This is a genomic window from Paraburkholderia sp. SSBN10T, assembly GCF_056619545.1.
In genome coordinates, this window is record NZ_JBWQQI010000020.1 from 118693 (window position 1) to 138396 (window position 19704).

Sequence of the window (19704 nt, forward strand, 5' to 3'; positions counted from 1 at the left end):
AACGGGCGACGGAGCGGGTTTCCTGGTCGATTTTCGGGTGCTGGGTGTGGCCATGGTCATCTCCGTGTGGAAAACGCCAAAACAGTATATATCGTTTATTTTATTTTTTCGGCCACGGAGCAAGCGCCCGGAGGCGGGCACAAGAATGCGGACGGTACAGCGGTCCTCGTCAGCGAACGTGTCTATGTCCGACCGGAGCGCCGTATTTGCGGTGGCTGCAGCCTGCTCTCTGTTTACCGCTTCGCAGCGCTGTCCGCTTCAACTGACTTGGGAGCGAAGGCAACATATGCCAGACAGTCCGGGTTACGCACAGGGAAATTGAACGACAGTCTATCTATGCATTCCTCATCTTGTAAGTGGCGATCCGCATGCATATCCATCCTGCCCGCTCACCTCAGCCTCTGCCGGTTCCTTCCGCCCCGCAAACAAGCTATCCCAATCAATGGGGTCGTGCCTATGGGCCAAATCTGATTTTCACCTGCTGCCGCGATGAGAGGAGGCGCCAAAAGTCACACCCAGTGATTTTCCGATGCAACCCGATACCACCGCATCGTGCCGCCCGGATCGCCCTCCTCCAAGTGTTTGATCGCGTTAGGATTGGATACCGTGTTCGCGATGCGGCAATCGGTGGGCAAGTACGATCAGGTTATCAACAGATAATGTTCACAAGGGTGTGAATAACTTTCTAGCAAACGATGCAAGTGGTTGATACGCCAGAAGTTGTCAAGCGGGCGTCAGGCGTGTGCAGCGCTTTATCTCGCCATTTTGCAAACCATCGCTCGATCAGTTGGAAAGGTGACGGGCGAATGCGGCAAGACTCTCACCGATGAACGGCAAAAGGTGAAATCAACATACGCTCAAAAGCGCACCTCTTCATCACCATCGAAGACTCCCGAATATCCTCACCTTTACTCGCAGCCGCAGTTAATCTGCATTCCCAAGTATGCCTTCAAATAGCCGACACGATGTCATCCATACCGAGCGACACAGAAAATGAAAACCTCAATCATCCGTTGCCCGGTCGAAGCAGCCAACGCCAGGGTTCCCGATTCCCCCTGGTCTCTGTGCGACTCATTTTTCATTGGCTGGCACGGCGTTCTCCCATGAGGCTTCAGCTCACACCGTCAAAATATTTTGCAAATTCTGCTCGTTTACGATATTTTATGATCGTTTACGATCGATTTTGTGCCTCACGAGCGCATCATGCAAAGAACCCGACGCGAAGCCACCGAAGGCCTTCTCCCCGATGAACGGCAGCGGCTCATCCTTGAAAAGCTGCGCGCAAAGGGCCGGGTACTGGCAGCCGACCTAGCGCTGGAATTCAACACTTCCGAGCACACCATCCGCCGCCATCTTCGTGATCTGGCGGACGCGGGGCACTGCAAACGCGTCTACGGCGGTGCATTGCTTCTGTCGCCAGCCGGGCATTCCGCCTCGACACGGATGCGCGAAGCAGTCGACAGAAAAACCCGCCTCGCCGTTGCCGCGGCCTCGATCGTCCGGCCCGGACAGATCATCCTTCTAGACGCAGGGTCGACCAACGCCGCCATCGCTCAGGCACTTCCGGACGACGCGAACCTGACGGTCCTGACCAACTCGCCCCAAGCCTGCCTGCATCTGCTCGACCGCACGGGCTTCGAAATCGTCCTGATCGGCGGACGCGTGGGACCGCAAGGCGGCGGTTCACTCGGCGCGACCGCTCTACTCCAGATTCAGCAGGTGAAGGCCGACCTGTGTTTTCTGGGCGCGTGCGCGGTTGACGTGACAGAAGGGATCGCCGGTTTCGATGCCGAAGATGCGGAGCTCAAGCGTGCGATGGTCAGGTCGAGCGGGCAGATCGCCGTCGCCGTCACGTCCGAGAAGTTGATGACAGCCGCACCGTTTTTCGTGGCGCCGGCAGCCGCCGTAGAACACCTGATTGTCGAGCCGGACGTCCCCGCCGAACGGCTCAGCGCGCTCGAGAAAGCGTTCAGCAACGTAGTGGTGGCCCGCTCATGAACCTCACCGCGGAACGCGCTGCGACGACAGCGATCTTCTTTGCCAATGGGCTGGGCATCGGCGCGTGGGCCGTCGAAGTACCGCAAGTGAAGCAGGCGTTGTCGCTCACGGATGCATCGCTAGGCATCGCGTTGTTCGCTTTTGCGCTGGGCGCAATCGTCGCGATGCCGCTTGCTGGGCGGCTGGCCCCGCGCTTCGGCAGCGGCCGCGCCACCGCGCTGTTCGGCATCGCGTTTTTCTGTGCGCTGCCGCTGCCCGCTCTGGTGCCCAATCTCCCGCTGTTATGGCTCGTCCTGCTCGCGCTCGGCGCATCTAACGGGGCGCTCGACGTATCGATGAACGGCCATGCCAGCGCCATTGAACGAAAGTGGCAGGCGCCGATCATGTCGTCGTTTCATGCTGCATGGAGTGCGGGCGGCCTCACGGGCGCTGCGCTAGGAGCAGCGATTCAGGCCAATGGGATTGCCGCGGTGAGCGGACATCTGGGACTGATGGGGCTTCTGCTTCCCGATAGCGTGATTGGTGTGCTCGTATTGGGCAGCATGATGCTGGCGCTGAAGGATATCGGTCCGCGTGAGCCCGAATCGACAGGTGGGCTAATGCTACCCAGCGCCGGTGTGATGAGACTCGCCGCGCTCGCCTTTCTCTGCATGCTGGTCGAAGGCGCGATCGCCGACTGGAGCGCGGTATTCCTGCGCTCGGCACTCGCCGGACAGGCGGGCTCGGCCGCCCTTGGCTATTCGTCGTTTGCCTTTGCGATGGCCGCTTGCCGTGTAGTCGGCGACGCCGCCGTCCGTCGCCTGGGTCCAGCGAGCGTGGTGGCGACAGGCGGCATTCTTGCAGCCCTAGGGCTCGCGCTCGTGCTGGGTTTCACGAACGCAATCACGGCCTGCGCGGGCTTTGCAATGGTTGGCATCGGGCTCGCCAACGTCGTCCCGGTGATCTTCAGCGCCGCGGGCCGTTCGACCACCACACCTGCGGTCGGCGTCTCGATGGCGGCGACGGCGGGTTATGCGGGCTTTCTCATCGGTCCTCCACTGATCGGCTTCGCAGCAGGCCTGTTCAGTCTGCGTATTGCATTGTGCACGCTGCTGCTGGCAACACTGGCGGTAGGCGGGTGGGGTGGCAGAAGTGTGCGTAAGAGCCTCGCCGGGCATCCATCGTCAGGGTGCGAGGTATCCGGCTGCAACTGACTCCGTGTCACGCGACGATCCAGCCGGATCAGCGCGTTCTTATCGCTTGCCTCGATGCCTATTGAAGCTCCCGAACATTCTCACCTTTAGTCGTTCGTATCCGACAACGCGGACCTAGTGCGATGCCTTCAGCCGGACCGCCGGGTGGAAGTCGTGACGTACGTGCGGGACTAGAAGCGCGCGACGCGGGAGGCAAGACCTCGGCGCGCGTCACCTTGGCAGTCCACGTGTGCTGGCTTGTTTCCTTGCTGGCACACGTGATGTCATGCTGACACCAGAAGGTCTCGAGCCGGTCACATCTTCGGCGCCGTCCCCGCAGCCTGCACGCCGGTTTCAGACCACCCGCCGCCGAGCACCTTGTAGAGCGTCACAAGGTTCGACAGCTTCGACAGCGAGTCCGACACCAGTTGCTGCTGGGCCGTATAGAGCGTGCGTTGTGCATCGAGCAGCGTCAGGAAGCTGTCCGTGCCGCTGCGGTAACGTGCCTGCGCGAGATCGTAGTATTGCTGTGCGGAGGTCACATACTCGCGGTCCGCATCGACCTGGGCCACATAGGTCGCGCGTCCGGCCAACGCGTTCGCCACTTCCTTGAATGCCGTCTGGATCGTCTTCTCGTAATCGGCGATGTCGATGTTCTTTTCGACCTTCGTGGCATCGAGCGACGCCTTGTTGTTGCCCCAGTCGAAGATCGGGATCGAGATCGACGGCGCAAACTCCCATGCGCCGCTGCCGGCCTTGAAGAGACCAGACAGGCTCGAACTCGACGTACCCGCCGAGGCCGTCAACGTGATTTTCGGGAAGAACGCCGCGCGCGCCGCGCCGACATTGGCGTTCGCCGCCTTCAGCGTGTGCTCCGCCTCCACGATGTCGGGCCGCCGCGTCAGCAGGTCGGACGGCAGGCCTTCATTGACGTCTGCGAACAGCCCCTCGCTTGCGGTAAGCGTCGGGCCTTGCAGCAGATCGTCGGGCAGCGGACAGCCGATTTCCTCGACGAGATTGTTGCGGTCCTGCGCCACGGCACGTGTGTACGAAGCGAGGTTAGCCCGCGCGCTAGCGAGCGAGTTCTCTGCCTGCCGCACATCCTGCATCGAGGCCGTGCCGATCTTCATCTCGTTGAGCGTGAGCTCATAGGTAGCCTGGTCCGCCTTGACCGTATCCGCCGTAATCTTCAGCAACTCCTCGTCGGACAGCAGTTGCAGGTAGTCGCCCGCCACCGTTGCAACGAGGCTGATCTGCGTGCTCGTGCGCGCAGCGTCGGTCGACAGGTACTCCTCGAGTGCCTGACGCTTGAGACTGCTCAGCCGCCCGAAGAAATCGATCTCCCACGACGAGATGCCGACGCCGACGCTGCTCGAATTGAGTCCGCTCTCGGTCCCCAAGGCGCGCTCACGCGTCATCGAACCCGACGCATCGATGGTCGGCCCGAGGTCTGCCCGCGCAATCCGGTACTTTGCTTCGTATTCCTCTACATCGAGCGCTGCGACGCGCAGATCGCGGTTGTTCGCGAGTGCCAGTTCGATCAGCCGTTGCAGGCGGGGGTCCTTGAGGAAGTCCCGCCAACCGAGATCCGACGCAAGCGGCGCATTTGCCGTCGCAGATGTCGTCACCGCCGCAGACGCGCCCGGAACTGACGACGCGGCCGCCGTGGCCCCGCCATTCTCGGCCCACGCCGTGGTCTCAACCGGCGCGTCGGGCCGGTGGTAAGCCGGGTCGAGCGTACAGGCCGACAGCAATGCCGCGCAGAGGATGGCAGTGAGTTTCAGTTTGGTCTTCATGTTGCCTTGCCTCATGCTGCATCCCCGTCCGTGCTCAGGTTGTCCGACGTCGTTTCGTGCTCCTTGAACAATCGGCGGACGACGATGAAGAACACCGGGACGAAGAAAATGGCAAGCACCGTGGCGGCGATCATCCCGCCCGCGACCCCCGTGCCGATCGCATGCCGCGCCGATGCCCCCGCGCCCGAGCTGATCACGAGCGGCAGCACGCCGAACACGAAGGCAAGCGAGGTCATCAGGATCGGCCGCAACCGCAGATGCGCGGCTTCGAGCGTCGCTTCGACCAGACCACGGCCCTGCGCCTGAAGGTCCTTGGCGAATTCGACGATCAGAATGGCGTTCTTCGTCGACAGACCAATCGTCGTCAGCAGACCCACCTTGAAATAGATATCGTTCGACAGGCCTCGCAGATGTGCCGCGAGCAGCGCGCCAAGCACGCCGAGCGGCACGACGAGAATCACCGCGAACGGAATCGACCAGCTCTCATACAAGCCCGCGAGACAGAGGAACACGACGATGAGCGAGATCGCGTAGAGGTAAGTCGCCTGCGAGCCCGACTGCTTCTCCTGGTACGACTGCCCCGTCCACTCGACGCCGAAACCGGCTGGCAACTGCTTCGCCAGCTTCTCCACCGCCGTCATAGCCTGCCCCGTGCTCGTGCCGGGGCGGGTCTGCGCCGACATTTCCGACGCCAGCTCGCGGTTATAACGCTCGATCTGCGGCGAGCCGGTACTCCATTTGCTCGTCGCGAACGCGGAGAACGGCACCATCGACGAATCGTAGCCCGACGTCGTGCTGCTGCTCGACGAAGAAGACGATGACGATGACGATGACGAAGATGAAGATGAAGATGAAGATGAAGACGAGGAGGATGACGAACTCGCCTTGACGTACCATTTGCCGATATCGGCCGGCATCATGCGATAAGGCGCGTCCGACTGGACGTACACCTTCTGGATGCGCCCGGTGTCGATATAGTTGTTCACGTAGGACGAGCCGAAAGCCGTCTGCAGCGTGTCGTTGACGTCGGAAATCGACAGCCCCAGCGCACTGGCCTTTTCGCGGTCGATGACGACCTGAAGCTGCGGCGTATCTTCAAGCCCGGCCGGACGCATCATCATCAGCGCCGGGTCCTTCGCCGCCATCCCTATCAACTGGTTGCGCACCTGCATGAGCTTGTCGTGCCCTGCTCCGGCCCGATCCTCGACCTCGAAATCGAGACCGCTCTGGGTGCCGAGGCCCTGGATGGCAGGCGGATTGAGCACGAAGACCTGTGCATCGCGATTGCTCCCGAAATACTGGTTCGCGCGCTGGATCATTGCCGAGGAGCCGTCGTGGCTGCTGCGCTTGCTCCAGTCCTTCAGCGATACGAAGGCCAGCGCGTTGTTCTGCCCTTCACCGTTGAAGCTGAAACCATTGACGGTGATGATCTGCTGGACAGCGGGCTCCTTGTCGAGAAAGTAATGCTCGACAGCCTCGACCGTCTGCGAGGTTTTCGAGGCCGGCGTGCCAACGGGCGCCGAAATCGACACCATGAAATACCCTTGGTCCTCTTCCGGCAGGTACGAAGACGGCAGCGTCATATACAGAATCCCCGCGACGCCGCCGATCAGCAGATAGATCACCATGTAGCGAAGCGGTTTCGCGACCATGCGCGTCAGCACCGAACTGTAATCGCGGCTGCCCGAATTGAAGACGCGGTTGAACCACCCCGCGAAGCCGCGTTTCGCCTCGTGCCCCACGGGTCGCAGCATCGTCGCGCAAAGCGCTGGCGTCAGCGTGAGCGCGAGCACCACCGACAGAACCATCGCGGAGACGATCGTGATCGAGAACTGGCGGTAGATGGCGCCGGTGGAACCCGCGAAGAACGCCATCGGAATAAACACGGCCGTCAGCACCGTCGTCACGCCGAGCAACGCCCCCGTGATCTGACCCATGGCCTTGCGGGTGGCCTCCTTCGGCGCGAGCTTCTCCTCGCTCATGATCCGCTCGACGTTCTCGACCACCACGATCGCATCGTCGACGAGCAGCCCGATGGCGAGCACCATCGCGAACATCGACAGCACGTTGATCGAAAACCCGATCACCGACATCACACCGAACGTGCCGAGCAGCGCAACGGGCACGACGATCGTCGGAATCAGCGTCGCCCGCAGGTTCTGCAGGAACAGATACATGACGAGGAACACCAGAATCACTGCTTCGAACAGCGTCTTGATGACTTCCTCGATGGAAATGCGCACGAACGGCGTCGTGTCGTACGGATAGCTGACCGCCACGTCCTTCGGCAGTTGCGGTTGCAGTTCCGCGAGCTTCGCGCGTACGGCCTTGGCCACCGTCATCGCGTTCGCGCCCGTCGCGAGCTTGATCGCGAGCGCGCCGGCCGGTTTGCCGTTCAGCCGTGCCGACGTCGAATAGTCGTCGCCGCCGACTTCGACGCGCGCGACGTCCTTCAGCAGCACCTTCGAGCCGTCGCTGTTGACGCGCAGCAGGATATTGCTGAACTGGTCGGCCGTGGTCATCAGGCTCGACGACAGGATGGTCGCGTTGATGGCCTGCGAATCCGTCGCGGGCGTGCCGCCCACCTGCCCGACCGAGAGCTGGACGTTCTGGTTCGAAATCGCCGTGGTCACGTCAGAGGTCATGAGACCATAGCTGTGGAGCTTGACCGGATTGAGCCAGATGCGCATCGCGTGCTGCGCGCCGAACAGTGTGACGTCGCCGACACCGTTGATCTGCGTGAGCGGGTCTTCGACCTGGGTCGCGAGAATGTTGCCGAGGTCGATCGAGTTGTAGGTGCCACCCGGCGAGGACAGCGTCATGATCATCAGGAAGTCGCTCGAGGCCTTGGCGACCTGGACGCCTTGCTCCTGAACCGTTTCGGGCAACGACGAGGTCGCCTGACTAACCTTGTTCTGCACCTGCACCTGCGCGATGTCAGGGTCGGTGCCCGCATTGAACGTCAGCGTGATCGTCGCCTGCCCCGCCGAGTTGCTCGTCGACGACATATAGAGCACGTTGTCGATGCCGCTCAGCTTCTGTTCGATGACCTGCGTGACCGTGGCCGCAATGGTTTCGGCCGACGCCCCAGGATAGGTCGCCGTGACCTGGATCGACGGCGGCGCAATGGTCGGATACTGCTCGACGGGCAGCGTCGTGACGGCCGCCGTACCGACGAGCATGATGACGATCGCGATGACCCATGCGAGGATCGGCCGGTTGATAAAGAAATTCGCCATGCCGTCTCCGCTTACTGCTGCGTGGTGGCCGCGGCGGCGGCCGTGGTCGTAGCACCCGTTGCCGAGGAAGCCGAGGCGGCACGCACCTGCGGCTGCGGCGTGTCAGCAACCACCTTGACCGGTGAACCGGCCCGCACCTGCTGCAGACCGCTGACGATCAGACGATCGCCGGGCGCCAGCCCCTCGGTGACGATCCACTCGTCGCCATAGGCCGTATCGGCCCGAACCTGGCGTTCCTGCGCCTTGCCCGCAGCGTCGACGACGAACACGCTCGCCTTGCCTTCCGAGCCACGCGTTACCGCAAGCTGCGGCACGAGGATCGCGCCGTCGTTCACCCCTTCGTCAAGACTCGCACGCACGAACATGCCCGGCAACAACTCGCCCTCTGGATTCGGGAAGGTCATGCGCAGCGTGACCGACCCCGTGGTCGCATCGACCGTGATGCCAGAAAACTGCAGCACGCCCGTATGAGCGTAGTCCGTACCGTCTTCCATCACGAGCCGGACCACCGCCCCATTGCTGCCGGCCTTTTTCAGTTGCCCCGACGCAAACTCCTTGCGCAGCCGCAGCCAGTCGCCACTGGTGCGTGTGACATCGAGATACATCTGGTCGTAGGCCTGGATCGTCGCGAGCGCCGTCGTCTGGTCCGACGTGACGAGCGCACCCTCGGTCACGCTCGATGAGCCAATCCGCCCGGAGATCGGCGCCGTGATGCGGGTCCGCACGAGATTGACGCGCGCCGATTCGAGCGACGCCGCATCGGCCACCACGTCGGCCTGGTCTTCGTTGATGGCCGCCATGGCGTCGTCGTAATCCTGATGGCTAACGGCGTTGATCTTGACCAGTTCCGCATAGCGGTCGGTCTTCGTCTTCGCCGACGCGAGCGTGGCCTTCGCCTTCTCGAGCGTGCCGCGTGCCTCGTCGTAGCTGGCCTGATAGCTGGCCGGATCGAGCTGATAGAGCACCTGGCCCGCCTTGACGTCCGAACCCTCGGCGAACAGGCGCTTCAGGACGATACCGCTCACCTGCGGCCTGACGTCGGACACCTTCAGCGCCGACAGACGGCCCGACAGCTCGGTCGTCATGACGACCTTCTGCGCCGCGATGGTCAAGGTGCCGACCTCCGCCGTCTGCTGCGGCATGCCCATCTGCTCGTGCTGCCCGCATCCGGCAACCACCAATATCGTCGCGAGCGCGACCGCGGTAATGAGAGGGTGGGACAGGCGAGTCGCTCGACGCGACCTTGCCCGCTCATGGCATATCGTTTCTGGCATATTGATTTCCGGCTGTGGTACGTCGCGGCAACACAGAGGTGAAAACGCGACGTGAAAATCCAGTCTGATTACGTGTAGCAACGCAGCCTATCTATATCGGGCTTACGATGGCTTAGGGCTCGATTACAGTCTGTAACGTGACGCGCTCAACCCGCAGCGGCGGGCCCGTAATAAACTGTAAGCACCCTTAAGAACCTGAAACCGGCTCAGCGGCCTATTTCGCTATATTTCGGTGTGCGGCCGGCGCGCAGCCCGGCGTTGTGGAATTTCCATCCTCACTTGCCGCCACCCTGATGCGTACACTGGCTGCCCTTTACGGCCTCATCCGGCCTCACCTCCTCGGGTCCAATCATGTCCGACACGTCCATCAAGGTCCTGCTGGTCGACGATGACGCCGACCTGCGCGACCTGCTGAGAACCTTTTTCCAGCAACGCGGCGTCGAGTTTTCGGTGCAGCACGACGCAAACAATCTGGCGCGCCGCCTCGAACGCGAGCGGCCGTCAATCGTGGTGCTCGATCTGATGATGCCCGGTGTCGACGGGCTCACCGCGCTCAGACAACTGCGCCTGAGCGGCGACACCATTCCCGTGATCATGCTGACAGCGCGCGCCGATGGCGTGGATCGCGTAGTCGGCCTGGAGCTCGGTGCCGACGACTATCTCGGCAAGCCGTTCATGCCGCAAGAGTTGCTCGCGCGCATTCATGCCGTGCTACGCCGCCACGCGCAGCCTTATTCAGCCGAGCCTGCTGAACGGCGCGAGCCGTTCCGCTTTGGGCGCTTCCGGCTCGACTTCGCAACACGCACGCTGTTACGCGATGACGAACCGCTCAAACTGACCGGCAGCGAATACGCGCTGCTCGAAGTCTTCGTGCAGCATCCGATGGAAGCGCTTTCGCGCACGAAGCTGGTCGACCTGCTGCACGGCCCTTACGCGGAAGTAACCGAACGCGGCATCGACGTGCCGGTGTGGCGTCTGCGCCGCCTGCTCGAAGACGACCCGGCCAACCCGCGCCGCATCCAGACGTTGCGCGGCGTCGGCTACATGTTCGTGCCTGGCGACGGTGACGATGAAGAATCCGTTTAACACGCTGTTTGGCCGCCTTGCCCTGATGACCGTCGGGCTGATCGTGCTGGTCCACCTTACCCTGCTGTTTCTCGTGGATCTCGAACGCGGTCAGTTGGATGCCAGTCATCTGGAACGTGTCGTGCTGCTCGCTGTGCAGGCCGAACAGAACGGCGGGCTTAGCGCAGCGCGTGTCGCGCAGACGCTCGGACTTTCCTACGTACCGGCGGGCAAGGAGATCGAAGAGGGCTGCCCCGCGCCTTGCACGAACACATCCGGTCCATTCGACCGCGATCTGCACAAGAGGCTGCCGTCAGGCAGTCAAGTCGTGTTCGACGAGGACAACGGCAACGTGTGGGTGCGATATGCGGGTAGTCCGGACTGGTTGAAACTGCAAAAAGCAGTGTTGCCGGGGCGCCGCTTCATGAGTGCGACGTTACTGATGCTCGCACTGGCCGTGATCATTGCGCTGCTCGGCGCGTGGTATTTGCAGCGGCCGCTGCACAGGCTCGCGCTCGCCTCGCGCGAATTCCGCATCGGCCATCGGGCGCCGAAGGTGCAGCCAGGCGGGCCGCGTGAAGTCAAGGAACTGATCGGCGACTTCAACCAGATGGTGCATGACCTCGCCCAGGCCGAACAGGAACGCGCGGTGATGCTAGCCGGTGTGGCTCACGATTTGCGCACCCCGATCACGCGGATGCAGGTGCGTGCCGATCTGCTGCCGGACGAAGCAAACCGCAGCGGCTTTCTGCGCGATGCCGAGTCGCTGTCGCGTATCGTCACCCAGTTCCTCGATTTCGCGCGTGAGACGGCCGATACCTCGCCGCGCGCGGGCGTCGATGCACATTGCCGGCGCCACTACGGCGAGAGCCTCGCCGACGATGCGCTGGTGCGGGTGAACCTGCAAGCCGGCGAGGGTTTCGGACTGCCACTGGTGGACCTCGACCGCATTCTCGCCAACCTGATCGAGAACGCGTTGACCTATGGGGAACCGCCGGTGGAAATCTCGACCTTCAGGCGCAATGAGCAATACACGTTGAGCGTGCGCGATCACGGCGGCGGCATTCCAGCCGGACAACTCGAGCGGGCCTTGCAGCCTTTCGTGCGACTCGACCAGGCTCGCGGCGGCGACGCTCACTGCGGGCTGGGACTGGCGATCGTCCGGCGGCTGGTGCGATATAACGGCGGGACGTTTAACGCGGAGAATGCGCTTGATGGGGGCTTTGTCGTTTCGTTGACGTTTCCGGCTATACACGGCGGCAGTCGCAACGGTGCATGAATGACACCCGTGGACTTGCAAGCAAAAACGCCCGCCATGGTATGGCGGGCGTTTTTGCGTACGCTTAAGCTTGATGCTGAAAGCGGCCGCACGCCGCGCCCGCTCAAATCATCGTCAAGGTTCAGCCCTGAGCCACATGGGCGGGAACCGTGATCGAGCCATGTGGCCCATCGCCGCCAGGGCCACCACCGCCCGGCCCGCCGCCACCCGGGCCACCGCCGCCGGGACCGCCCCAACCTGGGCCCGGTCCCCACCAGCAACCGCTCAAGGTTGCCGTCAGCGCCGCCAAGGCCGCCACTATCGCTAACTTTCTCATGTATTTCTCCTTCGTGAGGTGTTGCGAGCGCGAGATCCATCGACTCAGCGCCCGTTAAATGCAACGTCCGCAACATATCAACCCACGAAGAATCGTGTTTAACAACGCCGTTACAATCCAAACAAAAAGTTTGCTGCCGATGCAGCCGATAACCGCTGGATCAACCCCGGTTTGCGCGCGATAGGTATATATATGGCGCCGTTCGGGGCGCTTGACGGCTCTACGTCTTGTTTCCGTAAGTAAGCCGAAGTAAGGCCTTAAGTTCACGCAGCGCGGCAACCCGGAAGCCGCGCTGCCTGGCAACGCTATTACTTCGCCACCGGCATGGTGAACTCCGCGCCCTTGGCGATGCTGTCGGGCCAACGCTGCATGATGCTCTTGTAGCGCGTGTAGAAACGCACGCCTTCTTCGCCATAGGCGTGGTGGTCGCCGAACAGCGAGCGCTTCCAGCCACCGAACGAATGCCACGCCATCGGCACGGGAATCGGTACGTTGATGCCCACCATGCCCACCTGAATCTGCCGTCCGAAGGCGCGCGCCACGCCGCCATCGGAGGTGAAGAGCGACACCCCGTTGCCGAATTCGTGCGCGTTGATCAGCTCGACTGCACTCGCGAAGTCCGGCACACGGACGACGGCAAGCACCGGTCCGAAGATCTCTTCCTTGTAGATCTTCATCTGCGTGCCGACCTGATCGAACAGCGTGCCGCCGATGAAGAAACCGTCTTCGCTCGCCACCGGATGCGCGCGGCCATCGACGATCAGCTTCGCGCCTTCCGACTCTCCCGACGCGATATAGCCGGCCACCTTGGCCTTGTGTTCGGCTGTCACCAGCGGACCCATCTCGGCGTCGGCGTTTTCGCCGTTCTTGATGATGAGCGACTTCACGCGCGGCACCAGCTTTTCGATCAAGCGATCGCCCACATTGCCGACCGCCACCGCCACCGAGATCGCCATGCAGCGCTCGCCGGCCGAGCCGTAGGCCGCGCCGATCAGCGCGTCGACGGCCTGGTCGAGATCGGCATCGGGCATCACGACGAGGTGATTCTTCGCGCCGCCCAAAGCCTGCACGCGCTTGCCGCGCTTCGACGCTTCGGTATGGATATATTCGGCAATCGGCGTGGAGCCGACAAACGAAATCGCCGCCACATCCGGGTGCTCGATCAGCGCATCGACTGCGACCTTGTCGCCGTTGACCACGTTGAACACACCGTCGGGCAAGCCCGCTTCCTTCAGCAGTTCAGCAATGCGCAGCGACGCCGACGGATCGCGCTCCGACGGCTTCAGCACAAACGTATTGCCACATGCGAGCGCTACCGGGAACATCCACATCGGCACCATCACCGGGAAGTTGAACGGCGTGATGCCAGCGACCACGCCGAGCGCCTGGCGCAGGTTCCAGTTGTCGATGCCGCCGCCGATCTGGTCAGTGAAGTCGGTCTTCAACAGATTCGGAATGCCGCACGCAAATTCGACCACTTCAATGCCACGCACCACTTCGCCTTGCGCATCCGAGAACACCTTGCCGTGCTCGCGCGTAATCAGCAGCGCCAATTCGTCGTGGTGCTGATTGAGCAACTCCTTGAACTTGAACAGAATGCGCGCGCGCTTGATGGGCGCGGTCTCGCTCCATGCGGGGAAGGCTGCCTTGGCCGCCTGGACCGCCGCGTCGACTTCTTCGACCGAGGCAAGCGCCACCGAGCCGGTCACCTTGCCGGTGGCCGGATTGAACACGTCCTTGAAGCGGCCGCTGGCAGACGCGGTTGCCGCGCCGCCGATGAAATGGCCCAGTTGCTGCACCGACAGGTTCGCCTGCTCGTTCACTGCATTCATTTCGTTACCTCGGGTTCTGGATGGGAGCGGCGCGCGGGCGCCCTGAAGACCCGCTGACTTTATCGGCGCGCCCGACCGGACTCCCTACACAGCCGGACATCGCGCGACCAAACTGTATTGTTTTCGGGCCGGCAACCGTATTGGGAGACGATGCGAACCTTTGATGCGTCCTGGCTATCTCCACCACCTTCGCAACGACGATTCATCAGCAGATTGCCGGTCAACAAAAACTTGACCTAGAATGACTATATATCTAGATTTGTAGATATGCGAAACGAATACGCCAACGACATTCCTGCGAACTGGGAGCAATTCGCCGCCGTTTTCTCGGCACTGGGCGATAGCTACCGGCAGCGCATCCTGCTGTTCTTCGAGCCGGGTGAACGGCTGACGATCAAGCAGATCGCCGACGTGCTCCCGCTCAGCCGGACCGCGGTGCTGCATCACGTTCGTGTGCTGCAATCGGCGGGCTTGCTGGAGGCGAGCAAGGAAGGCCGCGAGGTATTTCTCACCGTGAACAAGGCGCTGCTGCTGCAGGCGCTGGAAAGCGCGGCGCGCTATGCAGAGGAAGCAATATGACGAATCATCGACGCAGTATCCGCATCTGCGGAACAGGCGTCGCCGTGCCTGAACAGGTGTTGACGAGCGATGAAATCGACCGGCGCTTCGGCCTGCCGGTGGGTACCGTGTTCAAGCGCTACGGCGTACGCACGCGGCATCGCACCGTGCACGAAAACTCGGCCACGCTGGCCGTGCAGGCATGTGAAGCGGCACTCGCGAACGCCGGCCTGCGCTGGAGCGACATCGACTGTCTGGTCTCGGCGTCCGCCACGATGGACCAGGCGCTGCCCTATAACGCGGCGATGATCCTCGCGGCGCTCGGCGGCCACGCCAGGCGGATCGCCGCGTTCGATGTCGGCGCGAGTTGCCTGTCGTTTCTGGTGGGGCTCGACACGCTCAGCTATCTGGTCGAAAGCGGGCGCTACCGTAACGTGATGATCGTCTCCGCCGATATCGCCACCTTTTCGCTGGACTGGTCGACGCTCGGCGAATCGGCGATCTTCGGCGACGGCGCCGCCGCCGCGGTGATCCGCAAGAGCGCACCGGGAGAAGCTTCGTCGATTCTCGCTTCGCGCGTGGAAACCTATCCCGAGGGCGCCGAGTATTGCCACATTAAAGCCGGCGGCTCGCGCTATCATCCGCGCCGGCTGAGTAGCAGCATCGATCCGCTGTCGCTGTTCCATATGGACGGTCCGCGCCTTTTCAAAGCGGTGTCGCGCGAGCTGCCGCGCTTCGTCAACGGCCTGCTCGACAGCGCGGCGCTGACGCTCGATCAACTGCGCCTCGTCGTGCCGCATCAGGCGAGTCGCCTTGCGCTCGATCACCTCGCCAAGCGGCTGCATATCGAAGCGGCCCGCACCGTCGATATCCTGGCCGACTACGGCAACCAGGTCGCCGCGTCGCTGCCGTCCGCCTTGCATCACGCGATTGCGGGCGGCCGCGTGCAACGCGGCGATCCCATCATGCTGATCGGTTCAGGCGCCGGCCTGACGATTGGCGGCATGGTGATGGTCTACTGACATGCGGCCGCCCGCACCGATCCCGGCCGGCATCCCTGGCAGCCCGTTTCGCAACTGTGGCGGGCAGCGTCATGACGCGTAACGTCCTGATCCTGGGTGGCCGGGCGCCTGCCGCGCTCGACCATGCACGCCGTTTCGCGCATCAGGGATGGAAGGTGTGGGTAGCGGACAGCATTCCTTGCCAGATCAGCGGCGCCTCGCACGCGGTGACTGCGACGCTGCAGGTCGCCTCGCCGCGTCATGCACCGGCCGGTTTCGTGGACGACTTGCGGCGCGCCTCGCTGGCGCACGGCATCGACCTGATCGTGCCGACCTGCGAGGAAGTATTTTTTGTCTCGCGCTATCGCGACCGCTTGCCTGCCCACGTGCGCGTTCTGGCCGAAGACTTCAGCAAGATGCGCGACGTGCACAGCAAGTGGCGTTTTCTTGCGCTCGCTCGCGGCTGCGGCGCCGAAGTGCCGGACTCGGCCCGGGTTGCCTCGCTTGACGAAGCACGCGCCTGGGCCGGCACCCGGCCGGTGGTGCTGAAACCGGAGTACTCCCGTTTCGGGGTCCACGTTCGGCTCTATCGTCATGGCATTCCAGCGGATGCCCCACCGCTCGCGCCGCTCGGCCACTGGGTCGTGCAGGCGTTCGCGGAAGGTCGTGAATTCTGCTCGTACAGTGTGGCGGATCGCGGCCGGTTGGTGGCGCATAGCGTGTACTGGCCGCGCTGGAGAATGTCGACCAGTTCGAGCTTCTATTTCGAGGCAATACGCATCGAGGCCATTCGCCGCTTCGTCGAAAACTTCGCGCGCAAGCTCGACTTCACCGGGCAGTTGTCGTTCGACTGGATCCAGCACGCGGACGGACGCGTGAGCGTGCTCGAATGCAATCCGCGCGCGACCAGCGGCTGCCATCTGTTCACGCTCGACGATCCACTGCCTGCGGCGCTCGACGGCACGCTCAGCAGCAAGATCACGGCGCCCATCGAGCCATCCTCGGGCGCGCCGCGCATGGCTAGCGCGATGATGCTGAGTATTGGCCTGATCGACGCGCTACGGCGCGGCGAATTCGGCCGCTGGCTGCACGACTATCGCCGCGCGTCCGACGTGATCGGCACACCAGGCGACCGCGGTCCGCTCGGCGGCGCCCTCCGCGATCTGGTGTCGTATGCACGGCTCGCGCTCGCGCAGCACTGCAATATGCGCGAGGCGGCAACGCAGGATATCGAGTGGGACGGTCAGGAGCTGCCCGAACCATGAGCGAATGCCTGTACGTGCCGCACGCGTGTTTCGCTGCGAAGGCCGCGGCCTTCGCGGCGCTGCACGCAGGCGTCGCCACGCACGGTTTCGTCTCCAACATCGACGCTCGCATCGAGACGTTCGAGGCCGGCAACCTGACCCTGCCAGTCACCGTCAACGGCAACGTGCCGGACAACGCATGGGTCTGCTCGCCGTTGACGACCTATAGCCGTTATGCGCTTGAAGAGACCCGCCGCACCGCGCCTCGTATGCTTGCGGCGCCGCTAAGCGGCGTGATCGGCATCGCCGACCGCTGGCTGCGCCGCGCCGAGCTGGACAACGCGGTATCGCTGAACAACTGGCTGATCAGCACGAATCTGTATCCCGCAGCCGAGAGCATCGATTTTGCCGCGCTCGCGGCAGCGTCTCAATTGCGCTGGCCGCGCCATGCGGTGTGGTTCCGCTCGCTCAATCACGTGCAACATGCGCACTGGCTGCGGGCATTGGAAGCGGCGGGCTTCGACCTGATCCCCACGCGCCAGGTGTACCTGTTTCGCGATATGAAGCAGAACGCGACCCGGCATCAGAACCTGCGGCGCGATTTGCATCTGCTGCGCACCACACCGCTGACGCCGGTCGGCCACGACGACTTTAGCGACGCGGATTTTGTTCGCAGCGAAGCGCTTTACGCACAACTCTATCTCGACAAGTACTCACGCCTGAACCCGAGCTATACCGCCGCGTTTCTGAAGGCGTGGCATCGTGCAGGACTGCTTGAATTCTTCGGCTTCAGGGACGACAGCGGCGAGCTGCGTGCTGTGGTCGGCATGTTCGGGCAGGGCACGTTGCTGAGCGCCCCGATTGTCGGCTACGACACGAGCTGGCCTTCTGCCGCAGGCCTGTATCGCCTGCTGATGGCGCATGTGCTCAAGACGACGCTCGAACGCGAGGCTATCCTCAATCTGAGCGCCGGCGCGGCACACTTCAAACGGCTCAGGGGCGGCGAGCCGGCCATCGAGTACAGTGCGGTGCTCAGCCGCCATCTGCCGGCGGCGACGCGCCACACGCTGCGCGGCCTGCAGTTGCTGACGACCCGACTCGGCGTACCAATAATGAGGCGCTTTCAACTATGAACGCATGGAACCCAGCGCTGTATCGAAGCTGGTTCGTGGTCGCTTCGTCGCGACGGCTGAAGTCGAAGCCGTTGGCCGTCACACTGCTGGACCGGCCGCTGGTGCTGGCCCGCATGCAGTCAGGCGAGCTGCTCGCGCTCGACGATTGTTGCCCGCATCGGCATGCGCCGTTGTCGGCGGGACGCATCACGCCGGCAGGACTGCAGTGCGGCTATCACGGCTGGACCTTCGGCGCCGACGGACGCTGCATCGCGATACCTGGGCTGACGCCGCCATCGTGCAAGCCTGTGGTTCACGTTGGTTCGGTTGGCGTGATGGAGCATGACGGGCTCATCTGGGTCAGACCTGATACCGCGAACGGCCCGAATTCGCGAGACCTGCCCGAATTTGTGCGTAGGTTGCCGCAGGGGAGCCGCCGCTTTATCTGGAGCACGACGTGGAAGGCGCATGCGGTCGACGCACTGGAAAATTTCCTGGATCCGCTGCACACGCACTTCGTGCACCCGGGGCTAGTGCGCGGGGAAGGTCATCGTCAGATCGTCAGCGCTACGGTCACGTGTTCATCAGGGGTGCTGCAGGTCGACTATCGCGGACAGCCACAGCAAAGCGGCTGGTTGTACCGCTTGTTCGAGTCGCCGCGTGAGCTGGAGCGTGCGCATTTTGCCGCCACGGCGGCTGGCACGGCCCAACTTGAATACCGCTATCAGGACGGTAGCGCACTCTACTTCACGCTTCATTTCAGTCCAATCAGCGAAGCGCTGACGCAGGTTCATGGCACCTTGCATGTAGAGAATCGCTGGGCGCCGCAGTGGGCGGTGCGGATGATCGCGTGGCCTTTTCTGCGTCACGTGGCCCGGCAGGATCAGGCAATCGTGGAGGCGCAAGCCGCAAACAAGGCACGTTTTCGCCGCGATACGGGGGTGTCGACCGAGCTCGATCTGGTGAGGCCCGGCCTCGACGAAGTATGGTCCTTGCACTCGCGCCCGCTCGCCGAGCAAAGTCAGCGTGTAGAAATCATGCTTTGAGAGCGGGTCTCGGGGATACCGGAGCTGTTCTTCAAGACAGACTTCCGGAAAGTCTCACCATTTTGCAGCCGCTCGCCATCTCTATGATTTCTCAGCACGCCTGGAAATACTCACCTCCTGGACCCCAGCTCCTGGAAGTCCTCACCATCCTGGAACAGCTCACCTTAACGAACAGCAGGATGCTTCGGCAGCGATGCGCGATGGACGCGCCGCCTCACCCCTCAAAACTTCACCTTCACCTGAAACCCAATCGTGAACGGCAGATTATCGGAAGGAATCGGTGGGATGAAAATCAGGTTCGCACCCACGCGCTTGTAGTCGAACATGACAATCGGCGCCACCACCGGGCCAACGGTGTGGTTCCGGCCAAGGCCCCAGTTACCATAGTTATAGCCGGAGATGATGCCCGCGATCGCGGCCAGTCGAATCACACCCCAGTGCGCGAACTCCGGCGCCCAAACCCCACCGCCGTAGTATGAAGGACGGCGCAGCGAGTTGCGAAAACCCCCGGCGGTCACGGCCCATTGACCGTTGACCCAGCACTCGACGCCAAGACCAGGATTGAAATCGTTGAAGTTGGTGCCGGGATCCGGATTGATGTGGTAAGAGCCGAGCATTGCGTCGACCCAAACGCCGCCTCCACACCAGTCCGCCGCATGCGCGGTAGAAGCCACCGCGAAGCTGGCGACGAGCGCCACGAGCGCGCGCCGGATGTTGTTGCTGGTCTGCCGCAAATGCATATCTTCTCCGCCACCAGTCGAGCGCCGGTGTA

The 19704-nt window shown here is 62.8% G+C and carries 15 protein-coding genes; 9 read left to right on the top strand and 6 right to left on the bottom strand.

Annotated features, from left to right (window positions below; translation table 11 throughout):
• Positions 1-1185: 1185 nt before the first annotated feature.
• Positions 1186-1998 (top strand): DeoR/GlpR family DNA-binding transcription regulator, encoded by an 813-nt coding sequence (locus AC1ECK_RS27115; RefSeq protein ID WP_480324658.1) that lies wholly within the window; start codon positions 1186-1188, stop codon positions 1996-1998.
• Complete coding sequence (locus AC1ECK_RS27120) at positions 1995-3191, top strand: MFS transporter (protein ID WP_480324660.1); 1197 nt, start codon at positions 1995-1997, stop codon at positions 3189-3191. Before AC1ECK_RS27115 ends, AC1ECK_RS27120 begins: the two co-directional genes overlap by 4 nt.
• Positions 3192-3484: 293 nt before the next feature.
• Here AC1ECK_RS27120 and AC1ECK_RS27125 read toward each other — a convergent pair whose 3' ends face one another.
• From AC1ECK_RS27125 to AC1ECK_RS27135, 3 genes are read right to left on the bottom strand one after another with little or no spacing between them, the layout of a single operon-like run.
• On the bottom strand, positions 3485-4966 hold the full coding sequence (locus tag AC1ECK_RS27125) for an efflux transporter outer membrane subunit (protein WP_480324662.1): 1482 nt from the start codon (positions 4964-4966) through the stop codon (positions 3485-3487).
• Between the two features lie 11 nt (positions 4967-4977).
• The gene (locus AC1ECK_RS27130; RefSeq protein WP_480324664.1) at positions 4978-8205 is read right to left on the bottom strand and encodes an efflux RND transporter permease subunit; all 3228 of its coding nucleotides are present in this window, start codon (positions 8203-8205) and stop codon (positions 4978-4980) included.
• A gap of 11 nt (positions 8206-8216) precedes the next feature.
• Positions 8217-9347, bottom strand: coding sequence for an efflux RND transporter periplasmic adaptor subunit (locus AC1ECK_RS27135; protein ID WP_480324666.1), 1131 nt, complete (start codon positions 9345-9347; stop codon positions 8217-8219).
• A 483-nt stretch (positions 9348-9830) separates the two neighbouring features.
• Here AC1ECK_RS27135 and AC1ECK_RS27140 point away from each other — a divergent pair, with 483 nt between their 5' ends.
• Positions 9831-10565 carry a response regulator gene (locus AC1ECK_RS27140; RefSeq protein WP_480324668.1) on the top strand — a complete coding sequence of 245 codons (735 nt, stop codon included), beginning with the start codon at positions 9831-9833 and terminating at the stop codon, positions 10563-10565.
• Positions 10549-11823 (top strand): ATP-binding protein, encoded by a 1275-nt coding sequence (locus tag AC1ECK_RS27145; protein WP_480324670.1) that lies wholly within the window; start codon positions 10549-10551, stop codon positions 11821-11823. Before AC1ECK_RS27140 ends, AC1ECK_RS27145 begins: the two co-directional genes overlap by 17 nt.
• Before the next feature lie 121 nt (positions 11824-11944).
• Here the strand turns inward: AC1ECK_RS27145 and AC1ECK_RS27150 are convergent, their stop codons facing one another.
• Entirely contained in the window at positions 11945-12139 is a 195-nt protein-coding gene (locus AC1ECK_RS27150; protein ID WP_480324672.1) for a hypothetical protein, read from the bottom strand.
• Positions 12140-12447: 308 nt separating this feature from the next.
• The gene (locus AC1ECK_RS27155) at positions 12448-13971 is read right to left on the bottom strand and encodes a CoA-acylating methylmalonate-semialdehyde dehydrogenase (RefSeq protein ID WP_480324674.1); all 1524 of its coding nucleotides are present in this window, start codon (positions 13969-13971) and stop codon (positions 12448-12450) included.
• A 267-nt stretch (positions 13972-14238) separates the two neighbouring features.
• On the opposite strand from AC1ECK_RS27155, the gene AC1ECK_RS27160 reads away from it, so the two are divergent.
• From AC1ECK_RS27160 to AC1ECK_RS27180, 5 genes are all read left to right on the top strand, one after another.
• Positions 14239-14550: an ArsR/SmtB family transcription factor gene (locus AC1ECK_RS27160; protein WP_480324676.1), complete on the top strand. Its 312-nt coding sequence runs from the start codon at positions 14239-14241 to the stop codon at positions 14548-14550.
• A complete protein-coding gene (locus AC1ECK_RS27165) occupies positions 14547-15551 on the top strand; it encodes a 3-oxoacyl-[acyl-carrier-protein] synthase III C-terminal domain-containing protein (protein WP_480324678.1) in 1005 nt (334 codons plus the stop codon). The genes AC1ECK_RS27160 and AC1ECK_RS27165 overlap by 4 nt, the downstream gene beginning before the upstream one ends.
• A gap of 71 nt (positions 15552-15622) precedes the next feature.
• The gene (locus AC1ECK_RS27170; protein ID WP_480324681.1) at positions 15623-16795 is read left to right on the top strand and encodes an ATP-grasp domain-containing protein; all 1173 of its coding nucleotides are present in this window, start codon (positions 15623-15625) and stop codon (positions 16793-16795) included.
• Positions 16792-17907, top strand: a complete 1116-nt coding sequence (locus AC1ECK_RS27175) for a hypothetical protein (RefSeq protein WP_480324683.1) — start codon at positions 16792-16794, stop codon at positions 17905-17907. Before AC1ECK_RS27170 ends, AC1ECK_RS27175 begins: the two co-directional genes overlap by 4 nt.
• Positions 17904-18932: a Rieske 2Fe-2S domain-containing protein gene (locus tag AC1ECK_RS27180; RefSeq protein ID WP_480324685.1), complete on the top strand. Its 1029-nt coding sequence runs from the start codon at positions 17904-17906 to the stop codon at positions 18930-18932. Before AC1ECK_RS27175 ends, AC1ECK_RS27180 begins: the two co-directional genes overlap by 4 nt.
• A gap of 221 nt (positions 18933-19153) precedes the next feature.
• On the opposite strand, the gene AC1ECK_RS27185 is transcribed toward AC1ECK_RS27180, so the two are convergent.
• On the bottom strand, positions 19154-19672 hold the full coding sequence (locus tag AC1ECK_RS27185) for a hypothetical protein (RefSeq protein ID WP_480324687.1): 519 nt from the start codon (positions 19670-19672) through the stop codon (positions 19154-19156).
• Positions 19673-19704 lie beyond the last annotated feature (32 nt).

Bases quoted from the DNA above. Each gene is read 5' to 3' on its own strand.
- AC1ECK_RS27180 (WP_480324685.1), top strand. From the start codon at position 17,904: ATGAACGCATGGAACCCAGCGCTGTATCGAAGCTGGTTCGTGGTCGCT.
- AC1ECK_RS27135 (WP_480324666.1), bottom strand. From the start codon at position 9,347: ATGCCGCAGCAGACGGCGGAGGTCGGCACCTTGACCATCGCGGCGCAG.
- AC1ECK_RS27150 (WP_480324672.1), bottom strand. From the start codon at position 12,139: ATGAGAAAGTTAGCGATAGTGGCGGCCTTGGCGGCGCTGACGGCAACC.
- AC1ECK_RS27155 (WP_480324674.1), bottom strand. From the start codon at position 13,971: ATGAATGCAGTGAACGAGCAGGCGAACCTGTCGGTGCAGCAACTGGGC.
- AC1ECK_RS27170 (WP_480324681.1), top strand. From the start codon at position 15,623: ATGACGCGTAACGTCCTGATCCTGGGTGGCCGGGCGCCTGCCGCGCTC.
- AC1ECK_RS27185 (WP_480324687.1), bottom strand. From the start codon at position 19,672: ATGCATTTGCGGCAGACCAGCAACAACATCCGGCGCGCGCTCGTGGCG.
- AC1ECK_RS27145 (WP_480324670.1), top strand. From the start codon at position 10,549: ATGAAGAATCCGTTTAACACGCTGTTTGGCCGCCTTGCCCTGATGACC.
- AC1ECK_RS27140 (WP_480324668.1), top strand. From the start codon at position 9,831: ATGTCCGACACGTCCATCAAGGTCCTGCTGGTCGACGATGACGCCGAC.
- AC1ECK_RS27120 (WP_480324660.1), top strand. From the start codon at position 1,995: ATGAACCTCACCGCGGAACGCGCTGCGACGACAGCGATCTTCTTTGCC.
- AC1ECK_RS27160 (WP_480324676.1), top strand. From the start codon at position 14,239: ATGCGAAACGAATACGCCAACGACATTCCTGCGAACTGGGAGCAATTC.
- AC1ECK_RS27165 (WP_480324678.1), top strand. From the start codon at position 14,547: ATGACGAATCATCGACGCAGTATCCGCATCTGCGGAACAGGCGTCGCC.
- AC1ECK_RS27175 (WP_480324683.1), top strand. From the start codon at position 16,792: ATGAGCGAATGCCTGTACGTGCCGCACGCGTGTTTCGCTGCGAAGGCC.
- AC1ECK_RS27125 (WP_480324662.1), bottom strand. From the start codon at position 4,966: ATGAAGACCAAACTGAAACTCACTGCCATCCTCTGCGCGGCATTGCTG.
- AC1ECK_RS27130 (WP_480324664.1), bottom strand. From the start codon at position 8,205: ATGGCGAATTTCTTTATCAACCGGCCGATCCTCGCATGGGTCATCGCG.